General features: G+C 62.3%; 16 protein-coding genes. 7 read left to right on the top strand and 9 right to left on the bottom strand.

Going from position 1 to position 17,862, the window contains the following annotated elements:
• Positions 1–134 precede the first annotated feature (134 nt).
• The 7 genes from KSW38_RS02145 to purU form a co-directional block, all read right to left on the bottom strand.
• Positions 135–557 (bottom strand): GlcG/HbpS family heme-binding protein, encoded by a 423-nt coding sequence (locus KSW38_RS02145; RefSeq protein WP_216922237.1) that lies wholly within the window; start codon positions 555–557, stop codon positions 135–137.
• Between the two features lie 149 nt (positions 558–706).
• On the bottom strand, positions 707–3,025 hold the full coding sequence (locus KSW38_RS02140) for an FdhF/YdeP family oxidoreductase (RefSeq protein ID WP_216922235.1): 2,319 nt from the start codon (positions 3,023–3,025) through the stop codon (positions 707–709).
• Positions 2,980–3,819: a methylenetetrahydrofolate reductase gene (locus KSW38_RS02135; RefSeq protein WP_216922233.1), complete on the bottom strand. Its 840-nt coding sequence runs from the start codon at positions 3,817–3,819 to the stop codon at positions 2,980–2,982. Before KSW38_RS02135 ends, KSW38_RS02140 begins: the two co-directional genes overlap by 46 nt.
• Positions 3,820–3,821: 2 nt before the next feature.
• The gene (locus KSW38_RS02130; protein ID WP_216922231.1) at positions 3,822–4,712 is read right to left on the bottom strand and encodes a bifunctional 5,10-methylenetetrahydrofolate dehydrogenase/5,10-methenyltetrahydrofolate cyclohydrolase; all 891 of its coding nucleotides are present in this window, start codon (positions 4,710–4,712) and stop codon (positions 3,822–3,824) included.
• Positions 4,709–5,335 (bottom strand): cyclodeaminase/cyclohydrolase family protein, encoded by a 627-nt coding sequence (locus KSW38_RS02125; RefSeq protein ID WP_216922229.1) that lies wholly within the window; start codon positions 5,333–5,335, stop codon positions 4,709–4,711. The genes KSW38_RS02130 and KSW38_RS02125 overlap by 4 nt, the downstream gene beginning before the upstream one ends.
• Positions 5,336–5,460: 125 nt before the next feature.
• Positions 5,461–7,953, bottom strand: a complete 2,493-nt coding sequence (locus KSW38_RS02120) for a GcvT family protein (RefSeq protein WP_216922227.1) — start codon at positions 7,951–7,953, stop codon at positions 5,461–5,463.
• 51 nt (positions 7,954–8,004) lie between these two features.
• Positions 8,005–8,919, bottom strand: a complete 915-nt coding sequence (gene purU, locus KSW38_RS02115; RefSeq protein ID WP_216922225.1) for a formyltetrahydrofolate deformylase — start codon at positions 8,917–8,919, stop codon at positions 8,005–8,007.
• A gap of 121 nt (positions 8,920–9,040) precedes the next feature.
• Between purU and KSW38_RS02110 the strand changes: the two genes are divergently transcribed.
• The 5 genes from KSW38_RS02110 (at position 9,041) to KSW38_RS02090 (ending at position 12,825) form a co-directional block, all read left to right on the top strand.
• Positions 9,041–9,721, top strand: coding sequence for a GntR family transcriptional regulator (locus KSW38_RS02110; protein ID WP_216922223.1), 681 nt, complete (start codon positions 9,041–9,043; stop codon positions 9,719–9,721).
• A 166-nt stretch (positions 9,722–9,887) separates the two neighbouring features.
• Complete coding sequence (gene pdxS, locus KSW38_RS02105; protein ID WP_308169274.1) at positions 9,888–10,802, top strand: pyridoxal 5'-phosphate synthase lyase subunit PdxS; 915 nt, start codon at positions 9,888–9,890, stop codon at positions 10,800–10,802.
• A 6-nt stretch (positions 10,803–10,808) separates the two neighbouring features.
• The gene (locus KSW38_RS02100) at positions 10,809–11,033 is read left to right on the top strand and encodes a hypothetical protein (RefSeq protein ID WP_216922220.1); all 225 of its coding nucleotides are present in this window, start codon (positions 10,809–10,811) and stop codon (positions 11,031–11,033) included.
• Positions 11,034–11,098: 65 nt separating this feature from the next.
• Positions 11,099–12,202: an S-(hydroxymethyl)mycothiol dehydrogenase gene (locus KSW38_RS02095; RefSeq protein WP_216922217.1), complete on the top strand. Its 1,104-nt coding sequence runs from the start codon at positions 11,099–11,101 to the stop codon at positions 12,200–12,202.
• Positions 12,202–12,825: an MBL fold metallo-hydrolase gene (locus KSW38_RS02090; RefSeq protein ID WP_216922215.1), complete on the top strand. Its 624-nt coding sequence runs from the start codon at positions 12,202–12,204 to the stop codon at positions 12,823–12,825. The genes KSW38_RS02095 and KSW38_RS02090 overlap by 1 nt, the downstream gene beginning before the upstream one ends.
• Before the next feature lie 8 nt (positions 12,826–12,833).
• Here the strand turns inward: KSW38_RS02090 and KSW38_RS02085 are convergent, their stop codons facing one another.
• A complete protein-coding gene (locus tag KSW38_RS02085) occupies positions 12,834–14,126 on the bottom strand; it encodes a helix-turn-helix transcriptional regulator (RefSeq protein ID WP_216922213.1) in 1,293 nt (430 codons plus the stop codon).
• Between the two features lie 148 nt (positions 14,127–14,274).
• Between KSW38_RS02085 and hxlB the strand changes: the two genes are divergently transcribed.
• Together hxlB and hxlA are read left to right on the top strand one after the other, a co-directional pair.
• Positions 14,275–14,865 (top strand): 6-phospho-3-hexuloisomerase, encoded by a 591-nt coding sequence (hxlB, locus tag KSW38_RS02080; protein ID WP_216922211.1) that lies wholly within the window; start codon positions 14,275–14,277, stop codon positions 14,863–14,865.
• Between the two features lie 69 nt (positions 14,866–14,934).
• Positions 14,935–15,558, top strand: coding sequence for a 3-hexulose-6-phosphate synthase (gene hxlA / locus KSW38_RS02075; protein ID WP_216922209.1), 624 nt, complete (start codon positions 14,935–14,937; stop codon positions 15,556–15,558).
• A 78-nt stretch (positions 15,559–15,636) separates the two neighbouring features.
• On the opposite strand, the gene KSW38_RS02070 is transcribed toward hxlA, so the two are convergent.
• Complete coding sequence (locus KSW38_RS02070) at positions 15,637–17,796, bottom strand: amylo-alpha-1,6-glucosidase (RefSeq protein WP_216922206.1); 2,160 nt, start codon at positions 17,794–17,796, stop codon at positions 15,637–15,639.
• Positions 17,797–17,862: the final 66 nt, after the last annotated feature.

The raw sequence follows: 17,862 nt of genomic DNA, 5'->3' as shown, positions 1-17,862 counted from the left end.
ACACTCCTTGGACATGTGGTGATACGGAAAATGAATGCTGCCCAATTGCCCGAGAGCGGTGCTTCGATGAGGAAATACCTCCCCAGGTTTCAGGCCACCGAAGCACCATTCACGGACAATTGGTTTTTCTTTGCTTACGGCCGGGCCGCGCCCTGAAGCTCTACTGCTGCTCCTGCGGACGCCACGGTGTGGTCGTTCTCCACCGTGCTGCCACTGACGCCGATCGCCCCGATTACGGTGCCGTCCTCCCCTCGCAGGGGGAGGCCACCCGGGAACGTAATGAGTCCGCCATTGGAGACCTCGATGTTGTACAAGGGTCCCCCCGGCTGCGAAAGCTCGCCGATTGCGCCCGTGGGCATGTCGAAGTAGCGGGCTGTGCGTGCTTTCTTGATGGAGATATCGATGCTGCCGAGCCAAGCCCCGTCCATGCGGGTGAAGGCCTTGAGGTTGCCTCCGGCGTCCACCACGGCGATGTTCATTGCTGTCTCGGTTCCGCGTGCGGCGTCGCGGGCCGCGGCTAGTACGGCATCTGCTTGGACTTGGGTGATATCAGACATTGTTTCTCCATTGATAGATGTCTTCATGAGGGCAAATTGCTCTTGGTGGGCGCGGGCTTTAGGCGCCAGGTCTCCTAATATCTTTGACTCGATAGGAAAGATATATCAGTCACATACTATGGCATGTATCACACCGTGTCCAGACTCTTTCAAGCCCGTTCGAGTCGCACGATGACGGATTTGGACGTCGGCGTTCCACTGGTATCCGCAACCGAGTCCAGCGGTACAAGGACGTTGGTCTCCGGGTAGTAGGCAGCGGCGCACCCCTTGGGAGTGGAGTACGAAACGATGCGGAAGTCTTCTGCCTTGCGCTCAACTCCTTGGAATTCTGAAATCAGGTGGACCATCTCACCATCAGCAAAGCCCAGCTCGGCGATATCGGACTCGTTAATGAGGACCACCCTCCGCCCGCCGTGGATGCCGCGGTAGCGATCGTCCTTGCCGTAGATGGTGGTGTTGTACTGGTCGTGCGACCGCAGCGTTTGGAGCACCAGCCGGCCAGGCGGGACCTTGATGTATTCAAGCTCGTTGCCTGTGAAGTGTGCTTTGCCTGACGCGGTATCGAACTTCCTGGCATCGCGCGGCGGGTGCGGCAACACGAAGCCGCCCGGGTGCTGGATCCGCTCTTCGAAGTTCTCGAAGCCATCGAAGACGGCCTCGATGTGTTTGCGGATCAGCGAGTAGTCATCACGCATCGACAGCCACGCGGCCTTGGGGGCGTTGGGCAGGCGCACGGTACCGTCGGTGAAGAGCCGGTGGGCAAGATTGCAGACAATGGCAACTTCCGAGTGGAGGTGCTCGCTGGCGGGCTTGAGGCGTCCCCGGGATGCGTGGACCGCGCTCATGGAGTCTTCCACCGTGACCCTCTGGTCACCGGTCCGCTGGGTGTCCTTCTCCGTGCGTCCGAGTGTTGGGAGAATCAAAGCCCGACGACCCGTGGATAGATGCGAGTGGTTCAACTTTGTGGAGATCTGGACGCTCAACCCGGTGTTGGCGAGCGCTTGTTCCGTAACCTCCGAGTCAGGGGCGGCACGAACAAAGTTTCCACCCATCCCCATGAAGAAGCGGACTTTTCCGTCCCTCATTGCGCGGATGGCGGCAACAGTGTCATAGCCGTGCTCCCGTGGTGACAGGAACGCGAACTCGTTGTCCAGCCGGTCATGGAATTTCTCCGGCATCTTCTCGAAGATGCCCATGGTGCGGTCGCCCTGGACGTTCGAGTGGCCGCGGACCGGGCAAACTCCAGCGCCGGGCTTGCCGATGTTTCCCTGAAGCAGCAGGACGTTTACGACGTCACGGAGCGTGGGTACCGAGTGTTTGTGCTGGGTCAGTCCCATGGCCCAGCACACGATGGTGGCGTTCGAGGCCAGGAGCCGTTCGCCTGTGGCGTGGATCTGCTCCAGGGTGAGACCTGTTGCTTCCACGATGTCGTCCCACTCCACCTTCTCCAGGAAACGCAGGTATTCGTCGATGCCCACGGTGTGGTCCTCGATGAACTTGTGGTCAAGGACGGTTTCCAGGCCCGGAGTCTTGCGACCGGCGGCTTCGGCCTCCAGGAGGTACTTACCCAGGCCCTGGAAGAGGGCTTGATCGCCGCCGGCACGGATCTGCAGGAAGTCATCCGTCAGCTGGGTTCCCACCACCATGCCTGCCACGTGCTGGGGGTTTTCAAAGTGCAGGAGTCCGGCTTCGGGAAGTGGATTGACGGACACGATGATCGCGCCATTCTTCTTGGCTTTCTCCAAGGCGCTGAGCATGCGCGGATGGTTGGTACCTGGATTCTGACCGGCTACGAAGATGAGTGACGCCGTCTCCAGGTCGGTCAGGCTTACCGAACCCTTGCCGATGCCGATGGTTTCCACCAGCGCGGAGCCTGAGGACTCGTGGCACATGTTGGAGCAGTCCGGCAGGTTGTTGGTGCCAAGGCCGCGGACAAGGAGTTGGTAGACGAAGGCTGCCTCGTTCGAAGTGCGGCCAGAGGTGTAGAAGACGGCCTGATCGGGATGGTCCATGCCCCGGAGTTCCTCGGCCATGAGGTCATAGGCCTTGTCCCATTCGATGGGCGTGTAGTGGGTGGCGCCTTCATCGAGGAACATGGGGTGGGTCAGCCGGCCCTGCTGGCCCAGCCAGTAGTCATCGCGGGTCTTCAATTCAGCAATGGAGTGCTGGGCAAAGAACTCTGGCGTGACGCGGCGCCGGGTAGCTTCCTCGGCGACGGCCTTGGCTCCGTTTTCGCAGAACTCTGCTGCGTTCCGCTTCTCGTGTTCCGGCCATGCGCAGCCCATGCAGTCGAATCCATCGAGCTGGTTGACTGCCAGCAGCGTTTGCACGCTTCGCACCGGGCCCATTTGCTCCAGCGAGATCTTCAGTGCGTTGGCAACGGCTGGAATGCCGACAGCCTTTGTCTTGGGTTTGGTGACGGTCAGCTTTGACTCGTCGATGTTTTCACGGGGGGCTTTGGAAGCCATGCGATCTTCCCTTCAAATCTCGGTAGGCGGCTGAGGTCGTTGAAGCTGTAGACGTGGATGCCGGCAAACAGCGGATGGCCGTCGAGGGCCTGGTGAACTTCCCGGATCAGGCCGGAGCTGTCATAGCGCATGACATCACCACCGCGCAGGAGTGCCTTGGCCATCCCTGTGCCGCGGGCCAGCTTGAGTGAGCGTCCCACACCCAATCGTGCACCCATGGCCAGCAGCTTCTGCACTGACACGGGCCCGGGAACGCCCACCCACACCGGAAGCCGTGACCCGGCCTGGTGCAGCTCCTGCAGGTATGAGCTGATGGATTCCGTCGAAAAGCACATTTGCGTGACCATGGAGGACGCCAGGGGTGACTTGCCGGCCAAGCCGCTCCGCAACTGTTCTGCGCTCAGTTGTGGGTGGCCTTCCGGATAGCCGGCGATGCCAAGGGAGAATTCTTCCGAGAAAGCCTTGACGTCTTCCATGAGTTGGCCGCTCCAGGAATACGGGCCGGCAGGCGCACCGCGGTCCCCGGCAATGAGGAAAAGCTCCCGGACGCCCTCATCGCGCAATTGCTGCAGGAACAGGTGCAGCTCTGCCTGGCTGGCGATGCTCCGGGCTGCCAGGTGGGGGACCACGCGGTAGCCCAGCCGGGCAAGCTCAATCGAGGCAGCGACCGTCCTGGCCGGACCGTGATGCGGCAGGCAGGTCACGCTGACCGTCCCCGGCGCCGCGTAGGCGCGAGGCAGTTGCCGGGCAAGGTCAGCGGAGGGACTCACCTCCAGGCGGATCGCCGTTTCCATGGCTAGCCAGCGGTTCCTGAAACCAAGGCCGGCTTCTCCAGGAGCCGTGCTTGTGCCCGGGCCGCTTCAGCGGTGTGGAGGAGCAGCAACGCCGTGGTCACTGAGCCCACCCCGCCCGGCACCGGCGTCAGGGCAGCGGCCACACCGGTGACACTGGCTTCGTCCACGTCTCCCACCAGGGAACCGTCGGGAAGGACGTTCGTACCGACGTCGATCACTACAGACGCCGGCGAAACGTGGCTGCCGGTCAGCAGTCCGGTCCGCCCTGCGGCTACAACCACGACGTCGGCGGGCCGGGTGTAGCGCTCAAGCGCCCCTGACTTGGAGTGGCAGATGGTGACCGTGGCGTCCTTTTCGAGCAGCAGCAGGGACAGCGGCTTTCCCACCACAGCGGAACGCCCGACGACGGCGACGTTCCGTCCCGCGAGCGGAACCTGGAAATGCTCAAGCAGTTCCACCACTGCCTGTGCGGTTGCAGGGGCGAAAGCGGGCTGACCCACAGCCAGACGGCCAAGGCTGAGCGGGTTGGCGCCGTCGATGTCCTTTTCGGGAGCGATCAGCCCCACGAGTCCGTCTGTTCGAACGCCCGCGGGCAGCGGAGTTTGAAGAATAATGCCGTTGACGGTTGGCTCCGCACTGAGGTCTTTCAACACGCTCGCCAGCACCTGCTCCGTGGCATCATGCCCAAGGTCCAGGATCCGGCAGCCTATTCCGGCGCGCTCCGCGGCGCGCTCAATGGACCGGACGTACCAGTGCGTGGACTCGTCGTCGGTGGCCACCACAACGGCCAAGGACGGGCGCTGGCCCTCATACTCGAGGAGGCGGGCCTCATCCTGCGCACGCTGCTGGATGAGGGCGGCCAACCCTTTTCCGGAAAGGACTTCAGTACTCACGCGAGGATCCTTTCGCGTACGCGCTTAACGAGGGAATCAGCTGCGAGGACCACCTTTTCCTCAAGGCCGTCCGTCTGTTCTGCCAAGCGTGAGCGGGCGTCGCCATCTTTGATGGCCACTACGTTGATGTCGATGTTGACACGGGCAGTCGTGGCTGCGGCACGTGCAGCATCGGCTGCTGCCGCGACGTCGCTGATGACATTGGGGTTGGCCATATCAAAGAGTTCCGTGGCGAGTTCCACCACCTCACCGGCCAGCTTGATCAGCTGGGCAGGTGTATGGGCGGCCTGGACCAGGGCATCCTGGATGCCTGCGGCGCGCATGGCCTTGAGTTCCTCGGTCCCGGTCGGGAGTTTGTACGAATCAATAACTCGTTGGAAGGCGTGCTCATCGGCGTCTGCAAGGCGCAGCGCTTCGACAATCAAATGGTCTGCAGCGCTGGTGATGCGGGCAACGGGTTCTGCATGCTGCGCATACTTTTCACCCGTGGTGTACCTGGCGACCATGGCCACCAAGGCTGCGCCCTGGGCAGCGTGAAGGGCGGCGGCGGCTCCTCCGCCGGGGGTGGGCTGCCGCGAAGCGAGCCTGGCAAGGTAGTCGTTGATGGTTTCTGAACTGATCATGTGTCTTCCTGGGCTGGTTGACGAAGTAAGGCCGGGCTGAAGTAGAACGGGGTAAGACAGCGGCCCGGACACCGTTGCGAGGGGATGAGTCCGGGCCGCTGGCCAACTAAAGCCTCCGTCAGGCCTTAGCCGCGGAGCCTGCTCATGGTGGGGTCGTACAGCGGGTCCTGGGTGACTGTCGCCTGGATACGGCGTCCGAAGTATTCGATCTCCACGGAATCACCAATCGAAACAGCGGCAGGAAGGTACGCGTACGCAATTGGCTTTTTCACCGAGTAGCCGTAGGCGGCGCTGGTGACGTAGCCGACCGCTTGGTCCTTGTAGAACACAGGTTCCTTGCCCAGCACCAGGCTGCGGCCGTCGTCGACCGTCAAGCAACGCAAGCGCCGCGCAGAGCTTTCCTCAGTGCGTCCCTCAAGGGCGGCTTTGCCGACGAAGTTCTCCTTGGCCATCTTTACTGCGAAGCCGAGGCCTGCTTCGAAGGGGTCGTGCTCCGTGGTCATGTCACTGCCCCACGAGCGGTAGCCCTTTTCGAGGCGCAGTGCGCTAAAGGCGGCGCGTCCTGCGGCAATGACGCCGAACGGCTGGCCGGCCTTCCAGAGCGCATCCCACAGGCGCTGGCCGTTGTCCGCGCTGGTGTAAAGCTCCCAGCCCAGTTCACCAACGTAGGAAAGCCGCATGGCGGTAACGGTGACGCCGCCGATGGTGACCTGCTTGGAGCGGAAGTACTTCAGGCCGTCATTAGTGAAGTCGTCGCTGCTGGCGTTGCTCATGAGGTCGCGGGCCAGCGGACCCCACAGGCCGATGCAGCAAGTGCCACCGGTGGTGTCCCGAACCTGGACCCAATCGCCGGCGCTGCCGTTTTCAGTCTGGTGACGGGCAGCGCGCTCAAAGTAGGCGGTGTCAATGTTGCCATTGGCACCCAACTGGAACGTGTCCTCACTCAGGCGGGCTACGGTGATATCGCTTCGGATTCCACCGGCCTCATCCAGGAGCAGCGTGTAGGTGACCGCGCCGGGCTTCTTGGCCAGATCACCCGTGGTCAGTTCCTGCAGCAACTTCAGGGCACCGGGACCGGATACCTCAAGGCGCTTGAGGGGAGTCATGTCATACATGGCAACTGCGGTACGGGTCTTCCACGCCTCGGCTGCGGCGATGGGGGAGCTGAACATCCCGGACCAGGCGTCGCGGGCAGGCGGCTGCCACTCGTCAGGCATTTCCTTCAAAAGTTCAGCGTTGGCCTCGAACCAGTACGGGCGCTCCCATCCGCCACCCTCAAGGAAGTAGCCACCCAACTGCTTGTGCCGGGCATGGAAGGGGCTGACGCGAAGGTTGCGGGGGGAGAGCTTGGGCTGGAGCGGGTGCAGGACATCGTAGATTTCCACGAAGTTCTGCTGCGAAGTTTCGCTGACGTATTCAGGCGTCAGCTGGACTTCTTCGAAGCGGTGGATGTCGCAGTCTCCCAGGTCGATCTGCGACTTGCCGTCAACCAGTACCTCGGCAACGGCGCGGGCGATGCCGGCAGAGTGGGTGACCCACACGGCCTCGGCAACGAAGAAGCCGTCAACTTCCTTGGATTCGCCCACCAGGGAGCCGCCGTCCGGGGTGAAGGAGAAGATGCCGTTGAAGCCGTCTTCGATTTCGCTCTCACGCAGGGCGGGAAGGATCTGCTTGGTGGCTTCCCACGCCGGCAGGAAGTCCTCGAGCGTGAAGTCGAGGCGGGAGGGCATGTTGTGTTCGCTGATGCTGGAGGGCTCGTACTTGCCGAGTTCATCAAGATCCACGGGCATGGGGCGGTGGGCGTAGGAGCCAATACCGTAACGGTCACCGTGCTCGCGGTAGTAGAGGTCCTGGTCCTGATGGCGCAGGATCGGCAGCTGGGCGCCGTTGGGAAGTTCGTTCTTGCCCTTCTGGGCGGGAACCGGCGTCGTCTTTACGTATTGGTGAGCCAGCGGCAGGAGCGGTACGGACATGCCGATCAATTCGCCGACCTTGGCGCCCCAGAAGCCGGCGCAGGAGACCACGATGTCCGCGGGGATGACGCCATCGGCGGTCTCGACGCCGGTCACGCGGCGGTTTGACTGCTCGATTCCAGTCACCTCGGTGTTGCCGATGTACTTCACGCCGGCGGCTTCAGTGCGCTTGATGAGCAACTGCACCGCGCGGGCTGCAAGCGCCAGGCCATCTGTGGGAACGTGAAGGCCACCAAGGATGTCTTCCTCGTTGATCAGGGGGTAGAGCTCCTTGCATTCCTCGCGGGAGAGGATCTTGCCGTCGATGCCCCACGACTGTGCGTAGCCGAGCTTGCGCTTCAGGTCAGCCAGGCGGGTTTCCGTAGTGGCGACTTCCAGGCCTCCCACCTGGTTGAAGCAGCTCTGGCCATCTTCGGTGAGGGAGAGCAGCTTTTCCACCGTGTACTTGGCGAACAGGGCCATGGACTTGGAAGGGTTCGTCTGGAAGACCAGGCCCGGTGCGTGGGACGTGGACCCTCCGGGCATGTTCAGCGGCCCCTGATCCAGGACGGTGATGTTGTTCCAACCGCGGGTGACCAGTTCGTCGGCGAGGTTGGTGCCGACAATCCCAGCGCCGATGATGACAATGCGAGGCGTCGATGTCATGAAAGTTTTCTCCTGCTGAAGTTCGTGTGTGTGGACGGTGGGGAGGGTGGCTTACCGGAAAACCACTGTGCTGGTCTGATCCAGCAGCACGCGGTGTTCGCAGTGCCAGCGGACTGCCCTGGACAGTGCCAGTGCTTCGGCATCCTGGCCCACTGTTGAGAGTGCGTTGGGGCCGTAGCTGTGGTCCACGCGGATGACCTCCTGCTCGATGATCGGGCCCTCGTCGAGGTCCGCGGTGACGTAGTGCGCGGTTGCTCCAACGAGCTTCACGCCACGGTCATAGGCCTGGTGGTAGGGGCGGGCGCCCTTGAATCCAGGCAGGAACGAGTGATGGATATTGATGGCCCGGCCCTCGAGGGAGCGGCACAGGTTATCGGAGAGTACCTGCATGTAGCGGGCGAGCACCACCAGGTCGGCCTTGTATTCATCCACGAGTTCCAGGAGCTTTTGCTCCGCCTCGGCCTTGGTATCAGGGGTGACCGGGATGTGGATGAAGGGCAGTCCGGCTGCCTCGGCCATGGCGCGGTGGGTTTCGTGGTTGGAAACGACAGCCACGATGTCTCCACCCAGGCTGCCGCCGCGCCACCGGAAGATGAGATCGTTAAGGCAGTGTCCAAACTTGGACACCATGACCAGCACGCGCTTCTTGGTCTGGTCATGGAAGCTGAATTTCATGTCGAAGCGGTCAGCTATTGCACTGAACTCTTCCTCAAGCCGGTCCGCCGAGTATTCGGGGGAGCCGGAAAAGGCGGTGCGAAGGTGCAGCGTCTGGCGGATGCCGTCGTCGAACTGCTGGTGTTCGTCAATGTTGAAGCCGCGCTCAAACAGGAAGGTTGTGACCGCCTGCACGATTCCGGCGCGTTCGACGCACGACAATGTGAGTACGAACTTCTGTGCTTGCTCGTCATTGAGCTCCGCGGGCTGCGGCAGGATGCTTGTTGGTGAGTCTGTCGCCACGAGGGTCATGTCTCCTCCTTTAGATATATTCTTGGGTCCTGTACTGATATATTAGGATTGAGAAACAGCGTATACTGGTCTCAAGGACAGGTCAATAGGTTTTTCGGGAACTGCGGAAGGGGCTGGCACTGTGGCATTCGGAACTCTGGCAATCGCGGAGGACACCAGTAGGAAATCCTTGGCCGACGTCGCGTATGAGCGCTTGCGCGATCGGCTTTTGATGCTGGAGATCAAGCCCGGGGACCTCCTCAATGATGAACAGCTGGCGAAGGACCTCGGGATCGGGCGCACTCCGGTGCGCGAAGCCTTGAAGCGGTTGGAACTGGACCGCCTGGTGGTCACCTATCCGCGCCGTGGAACATTTGCCACCCGGGTTGAGGTAACGGACTTGGCCTTTATTTCCGAGATCCGCACGCAACTGGAGCCGCTGGCGGCAGCACGCGCGGCGCGGGTGGCTTCTGCGGCCACGAGGGAGCACCTGCGGGACGTCATGAAGGCCGTGGAGGCGTTTGACGTGGCCGGCGCGTCGGTTGTGGAAACCCTGCGCCTGGACGCCAGTGTCCATCAGGGCATCTACGCGGCCGCCGCAAACCCTCATCTCGAGGATGTCCTGATCCGCTATGACAACCTGGCCACCCGAATTTGGTGCATGGTCCTGGATCGACTGCCGGATCTTGAGCATCACGTCCGCGAACACCTGGACCTCCTGCGCGCGGTCATTGATGGTGACGAGGAAAAAGCCGCGGAGTTGGCAAAGGAGCACGTCACGGGCTTTGAGCACGCCGTCCGCACGGCACTCTTCGCCGCCTAGGAATTTACCTCGCATTATGGCGGGATTGACTCCCCGCTTCGGCGATTGCATACTGAACTCTAACTAATATATCACCCGGATATCAGGCGTCTCCTGGCTCATGGCCGGGCGTACAGTTCCGGGCGCTTGTGATGAAATCGCAGGCTTCAGTCCCTTGGAGTATCACGTGACCTTTAGACCACGCCCTTTCGAACCCATCACGCTCACTGGCTCCGGCCGCGTTAAGCGGGGTATGGCGGAGATGCTCAAGGGCGGCGTCATCATGGACGTCGTCAATGCCGAGCAGGCCCGCATCGCCGAGGACGCCGGTGCCGTCGCCGTCATGGCGCTCGAGCGCGTACCCGCCGATATCCGCGCCCAGGGCGGCGTGTCCCGCATGTCCGATCCGGACATGATCGATCAGATCATCGCCGCCGTGTCCATCCCGGTGATGGCCAAGGCCCGCATCGGCCACTTTGTCGAAGCGCAGGTCCTGCAGTCCCTCGGCGTGGACTACATCGACGAGTCCGAGGTCCTGACCCCGGCCGACTACGTGAACCACATCGACAAATGGAACTTCACCGTCCCGTTCGTCTGCGGCGCCACGAACCTTGGTGAAGCCCTGCGCCGCATCAACGAAGGCGCGGCGATGATCCGTTCCAAGGGCGAGGCAGGCACCGGTGATGTTTCCAACGCCACCGGGCACATGCGCAAGATCCGCGCGGAGATCGCCAAGCTCGCAGCCCTTCCCGAGGACGAGCTGTATGTTGCGGCCAAGGAACTGCAGGCCCCGTACGAACTCGTCAAGGAAGTAGCCGCCACCGGCAAGCTCCCCGTGGTGCTGTTCACCGCTGGTGGCATCGCGACCCCGGCTGACGCTGCGATGATGATGCAGCTCGGCGCTGATGGCGTGTTCGTTGGTTCGGGTATCTTCAAATCCGGCAACCCTGCAGAGCGCGCTGCCGCCGTCGTCAAGGCCACCGCCTACTACGACGATCCCGACGTCATCGCCAAGGTCTCCCGCGGCCTGGGCGAAGCCATGGTCGGCATCAACGTCGACGAAATCCCGCAGCCCCACCGCCTGGCAGAACGCGGCTGGTGACGTGCGATGTTGGGGGCGAAGCCGGACAGGACAATCACCGGGCGCGGCCTGCGCAAGGACTGGGCACAGTTAACAGGCCATACAGTGGAGGTCTGGCTCTCGGACGACCTTGTCATGACCGGCGTGGTGGAGCAGGCGTCCGACGACGACTCCGTCCTTTGGATCGCAGCTGCCGGTGCATCCACAAGGAGGCTGTTCGATAAGTCAACCGGTTATCAGGTCTGGGTGTGATGATTGTCGTCCTTGCCTGATCCAAACTACTGTCAGTTCTCTGCGACCCGAGAAAGGAACCGATTGTGGTTCATAAAGTAAAAGCTGTCATCGCGAAGGAAAAGAACGCTCCGGTTACTTTGGAGACCATCCTGGTACCGGATCCAGGGCCGGGTGAGGCGCTGGTGGATATCCTCACCTGCGGTGTGTGCCACACGGATCTGCACTACCAGCAGGGCGGCATCTCGGACGATTTCCCGTTCCTTCTCGGCCACGAGGCCACAGGCGTGGTCAGCGCGGTGGGCCCGGATGTCACGGACGTCGCCCCCGGCGACAGGGTCATCCTGAACTGGCGTGCGGTGTGCGGTCAATGTCGTGCCTGTGCCAAGGGCCAGCCGCAGTACTGCTTCAACACCCACAACGCCACGCAGAAGATGACGCTGGAGGATGGCACCGAGCTTTCGCCCGCACTGGGAATTGGCGCCTTCGCCGAGAAGACCCTCGTGGCCGCGGGTCAATGCACCAAGGTAGATGATTCGGTGGATCCTGCTGCAGTAGGTCTGCTGGGATGCGGCGTGATGGCCGGCATCGGTGCGGCCATCAATACCGGTGAGGTCAAGCGCGGCGAGTCCGTGGCCGTCATCGGGTGCGGTGGCGTAGGCATTGCCGCGATCGCCGGCGCCAAGCTGGCCGGTGCGACCACGATCATTGCCGTGGATATCGATGCCAACAAGGTGGACATGGCCAAGTCCCTGGGAGCCACCCACGGAGTGAACTCCAGCATCGAGGATCCCGTAGAAGCTATCCGGGCCCTGACGGGAGGCAACGGCGCAGACCTGGTGATTGACGCCGTCGGACGTCCCGAAACGTACAAGCAGGCTTTCTATGCCCGCGACCTCGCAGGCCGCGTTGTCCTGGTTGGCGTCCCTTCGCCCACCGCCACACTGGAGCTGCCGCTGCTGGACGTCTTCGGGCGCGGCGGTTCCTTGAAGTCCTCCTGGTACGGCGACTGCCTGCCTTCCCGCGACTTCCCGATGCTGGTGGAGCACTACAAGCAAGGCAACCTGAACCTGGACGCCTTCGTGACAGAACGCATCACGATCGACCAGGTCGAGGAAGCCTTCGCACGGATGCAAGAGGGCAAAGTCCTTCGCTCCGTCGTGGAAATCGAGCCGGCGGTGGCGCTCTGATGGCCGTCACCGTACAGAACCGCGTCACCTCCGGAACGTTTTCGCTCGACGGCGGCACCTGGGACGTGGACAACAACGTCTGGATTGTTGGGGATGAGCAGGAATGCGTCATCATCGATGCCCCGCACGATGCCCGGGCAATCATCGAGCAGGTGCAGGGCCGCAAAGTCCTGGCCATCCTGCTGACCCACGCCCACAACGACCATATTGGGGCCGTGCGGGAGGTTGCTGACGCCGTTCAAGCACCCATCTACCTGCATCCCGAAGACCTGGTGTTGTGGGAGCAGGTCTATCCGGACACCACACCGGACAAGTACCTCAGCGACGGCGACGTTTTCACCGTGGCGGGAGCTGAATTGCGGGCCATCCACACACCGGGCCACTCGCCCGGGTCCACGTGCTTCCTGCTGGAGGAACAGGACACGGTCTTCACCGGAGACACCCTGTTCAACGGTGGTCCGGGAGCAACCGGGCGGTCCTACAGCGATTACCCCACCATCCTGGCATCCATCCGGGAACGGCTGCTGACCCTTCCCGCCCACACGGTGGTGCGCACCGGGCATGGGGACAACACCACCATCGGAGCCGAGCGCGAGACGCTGGCCCCTTTAAAGCAGGACTAAGCGGCCGACTAGCGGAGTCCCGCACTGTGCGCCAACGCGATGGCCTCAGTGCGGGACCGGACGTCGAGCTTCCGGAAGAGGTTCCGGATATGGAATTTCACAGTATTTTCGCTGACATTGAGTTCAGCGGCGATGGCCCGGTTACGTTGGCCGGCCGCCAGTAATTGCAGGACTTCCAGTTCCCTTGCCGCAAGGCCCCAAGCCGCCACATCCCCTGCCGGTGCCGAAGGCGGATCCAGCGGCAACACCACCGAAATGTCGGCTCCCCAGCCCTGCATGACGTCCAGGCTCATCCTTCCGTTAACGGCTTGCACTCGTTGGCGCAGGCGTTCGATGTTGGGAGCCTCGGGGGATAGCTCGCCCCTGCCATCGTCACGGACGTTGATGAGCAGGTTCTCGCCATCGCAGTCCCACTGTGCCCGGACACGATGCACGTCAGGTTGCTCGGCGATGGCCAGGACCAGGCCCCGAACCACGGCGCGGGCGGCGTGGGCTACTTCCCCCGGCAATGCCCTGCCGTTCGCAGGCGGTTCGATGAACTGGATATCGATGTTGCTGAAGTGCATCAGCGGCCGGAGGTCCTCGCGAAGCCTTTCGAACGCCGTGCTGACCGGTTCCTCCACAAGATCGCTGGTGCGGTCGTTCAAGGTCCGCAGGCTGATCAGGGCCTTGACGGTCATGTCCGTGACGGCCGTACGGGCTGCGTGGTCGTCCATGGAGTTGGACCTCAACGCCGCGAGCACAGTTTCCAATGTGGTGGAGTGCTGATCCACCAACTCTGCGGTTACGCGGATCCGCTCCGCTGATGCGGCGCGGGATTCCAGAAGGTACGACGGCGGCGCGTCAGAGACCTTCTCCTGGATACGGGCCGCTGTGAGTCGCCAAAGGTAGGAGAGGACACGCTCCGAATCTTCTGACTGCCCTTCCGCAGGATCGGTGAGGACCAGAAGTGCGTTGCTCGGCGCGTAGCCCAAGGCCAGTACCTCCCGCTCTTTCCCTGCGATAACAGCCTTGGCCCGCCACGGGTCCCCGCCTGGAATCGCGGCCCTTACGCGGTCCAGTTCCGGGATGGAAACCCTGCTGACAATGCTTTCCTCGCCCGCCTTCTTTTGTGGCCGGCCTGTGCAGTCCTCGGTAAATATCACCAGGGCACTGCACTTGATGAAGGGTGCAAGGGCAGTACGCAGGCTTTCTGCAATGCGCATCAAGGGCGCCTGCGCGATGTCTGCGATGGCGTCCAGAAGTTGCCACGGAAGGGCCCCGGTATCCGGGCGGCGTTTGCTCTCTGTCAGCTGGGTCATGGATGCAGCCTAAACGAAGTGACGCCACGTTAACTACCCAAAAGGGTGGTATGAACTGCTCGTTTTCGGCGTTCCCCCTACCCGAACTGCCCGGAAGACTTGTCTATAGGCCCGAAAGGCTTGAGCACCTATCCACGAAGGAGTGAATGTGAACGTCACCGCAGAAACAGCAACTGCCACGAGCGCGGACGTAGCCGGCAATGTATCCCTGATCCTCGGCGAAGTCGCTGACACTACCTCCGGCATTGACTACGCTCAGTTGGCCCATCTTGCGGACAGGATCAAGGGGGCTGGGCGTGTGTTCCTTGCAGGAGCCGGGCGTAGCGGCCTGGTCCTCAGGATGGCGGCAATGAGGCTGATGCACCTCGGCCTGACCGTCCACGTTGCCGGGGACACCACCACGCCAGCCATCAGTTCCGGAGACCTTCTGGTGGTCGCGTCCGGTTCAGGTACGACGTCCGGTGTGGTCAAAGCTGCCCAAACCGCACTTGAAGCAGGTGCACAGGTTGCTGCCATCACCACCAATGCCTCCTCGCCCTTGGCGGGGCTGGCCGACGCCGTGGTGATTATCCCGGCGGCCCAAAAGACGGACCACGGTTCAAACATTTCGCGCCAGTACTCCGGCAGCCTCTTTGAGCAGGCGCTGTTCCTTGCCACGGAGTCGGTTTTCCAGACCCTTTGGGACGCCGCCGACGAACCCGCCGAACAGCTCTGGCTGCGTCACGCCAACCTCGAGTAAGCCCAACCGCTACCTACTTGAGACCGCACCAACTCACCAACAACCCACAAAGAAAGTAAGAACAACACTATGAAACTTCAAGTCGCACTGGACCTCCTCACCACCGAGGCAGCCCTGGAACTGGCCGGCAAAGTAGCCGAGCACGTCGACATCATCGAGCTGGGCACGCCGCTGATCAAGGCAGAGGGCCTGTCCGCAGTGACCGCGATCAAGGAAGCACACCCCAGCAAGATCGTCTTCGCCGACATGAAGACCATGGACGCTGGAGAACTCGAAGCCGACATCGCCTTCAAGGCCGGCGCCGACCTCGTCTCAGTGCTCGGAACGGCGGACGACTCCACCATTGCAGGTGCCGTCAAGGCAGCCCAGACGCACAACAAGGGCATCGTTGTTGACCTGATCGGCGTTGCTGACAAGGTCACCCGTGCAAAGGAAGCCCGCGCTCTCGGGGCCAAGTTCATCGAGTTCCACGCTGGCCTGGACGAGCAAGCCCAGCCTGGCTTCGACCTTCGCGGCCTCCTTAACGCTGGCGAACAAGCCCGCGTACCGTTCTCGGTTGCAGGCGGCGTCAACGCCTCCACCATCCAGGCCGTGCAGTTGGCCGGTGCCGACGTAGCCGTGGCCGGTAGCGCCATCTACAGCGCCCTTGATCCGGAACTGGCCGCCAAGGAACTCAAAGCAGCCATCCAGTAAGGCCTTCAGCCCAATAACGGTCGTCGCCCGGAAGATACCCCTCAAGGGGTACTTTTCCGGGCGGCTCCTTTTTTGGGCTCAGTTATCCGGCTTCCTAAGGTGCGCCTCTTCTATGAGGTCGGTGAGCCATGGCCGCTGCCGGCGATGAACCGTGAGACCTTCCGGAATGCCGTGGACAGCGGCATCCGTTCCTGAGGCATCAATCGTGATCCGTGCATTTCCCATGGGGGCGTTGCTGATGTGGAGGTCCCCGAAGGACGACGGCAGCACGGGGTCAAGCCAAATACCGCCCAAGGAGATGTGTGTGTCGTAGCGCATCAGGCTTGTCACCAGGTGGATGGGGGTAGTGGCAGCCCATGCCTGGGGTGAGCAGGCGGTTGGATAGGGGACTGGTTCTGTGAACTGTGAGCGATCAAAGCCGCAGAACAACTCGGGGAGCCTGCCACCGGAATACTCCGCCGCTTCCAGCAACGCGGTTGCGATGCGCTGTGCTTCCTCTATGTAACCGTAGCGGAGGAGGCCGGACATGATGATGGCGTTGTCATGCGGCCAGACCGAGCCATTGTGGTAGCTGGCAGGGTTGTACGCGCCCATGTTGCTTGCCAGTGTCCGCACTCCCCAGCCGCTGAACATCTCGGGAGACATCAGGTGTTCCACCACAGAGGGGACCTTGTCCTCGTCAAGCAGGCCAAACCACAGGCAGTGCCCCATATTGGAGGCGCAGGCATCCACCGGCCGCTTATCGCGATCCAGTGCCACGGCGTAATAGCCCTTGTCAGGAAGCCAGAATTGCTCGTTGAACCTCCGTTTCAGGTCATCGGCGCGTTCGCGCATTTCCTCGGCCAAGGTGAAGTCTCCGTCGTCGTACGCGATCCAGGACCGTGCCACATAGGCGCCGTGCACGTAGGCCTGGACCTCGCAGAGCGCAAGCGGCGGTTCGGCGATGGTGCCGTCTGCGAAGTTGATGCCGTCCCAGGAATCCTTCCAACCCTGGTTGATCAGCCCGTGTTCGTTAGGCCGGGCGTACTCAACAAAGCCGTCCCCATCCCGGTCACCGTAGTCGCGGATCCAGGCAAGAGCGCGGTCCGCATTTGGAAGCAGGGCGGAAATGGTTTCCTTGCCGAAGCCCCAACGGCTGACCGAACCCAGGACAATCACAAACAGCGGTGTGGCATCAACGCTGCCGTAGTACGCTGACTGGCCGCCCATGGCCAAGCCGCTGGTGACGTCGAGCCGGACTTCGTGCAGGATCTTCCCCGGCTCTTCTTCGGTTTCCGTATTCACCACGCTGCCTTGCCGGTCAGCCAAGGTCCGGAGCGTACCCAAAGCCAGTGATGGGTCCACTGGCAGGGCCATTTCTGAAGCCCAGAGCGAGTCACGGCCAAACAACGTCATGAACCAGGGGGCGCCGGCCGCCACCACCACCCTGTCGGGATGTTCCGGGTCCTGGATCCGGAGGGCGCCGAGGTCTTCATAGCTTCGGCGCAGCGTGCCTTCGATGGAGTGGTTGCTGATCTGCAACGCAGGGATCCTGGCCACCCACTCCTGTCTCCGCCTGTCGCTGGGGGAGAGCTCGCCCTGGCTTGGATGCGTGAAGGGCACCGGCGTCCCGGCCCCATCAACGGTGGGCACTACGCTCACGCGGGTACTCCAGCTCCCGAAGGGTGGAATCTTCGCGGTGAAGCCCAAAGCCTTTGCGCCCGCGCCGGCACCTTCGGCCTGGATCACGACGCTTTTTCGAATCCCCTCCCATTTGCCGCGAATTTCCAAGGAGTTGCCTTCCGGCAGCCGGGTCTCTGTCCATTGACGGGTGATCCGGGCTTCCTTCACCTCAAAGAGGTCCGCGAAATCAGACTCGACCGTCAGCAAGATTCGGCAATCCGCCGCTTTGGTGGAGTAATTCCGGACTGTGATCTTCTCCAGGATTCCGGCCCCGACCTCGCGCAGCCGCTCCACCAGCAGCGGACTGTCCGCATATCCATCGGAACGGGGCACCCGGCAGGCAAAGAGCGCCCGGTAGGGTTCCTTGGTCTCCGCGGCCAGTGGCTCAAGCGGTTGTCCGTTGACCGTCAATTCCCATTTGGACAGGATCCGGGTGTCGAGATGGAAGACACCCTGCGGTAGCTCCGGGCGGATGTCTCCGTTGGCAGCAGAAATGCAGAATGACGAGCCTTCCACCAGCGTGACCGTGCCGGAACCAAGGGGCCCGGCGGCAGTATCGGCATTCCATCCAGCCACGTCTGTGCCTCCAATCAGGGCGGAACGATGCCCCCGCAAACCGTTTGCCAGGCTCGCCTGGAGCCG

The organism is Paenarthrobacter aromaticivorans, from assembly GCF_019038615.1.
Lineage (GTDB): Bacteria > Actinomycetota > Actinomycetes > Actinomycetales > Micrococcaceae > Arthrobacter > Arthrobacter aromaticivorans.
This window is presented reverse-complemented; position numbering and strand designations above follow the sequence as displayed.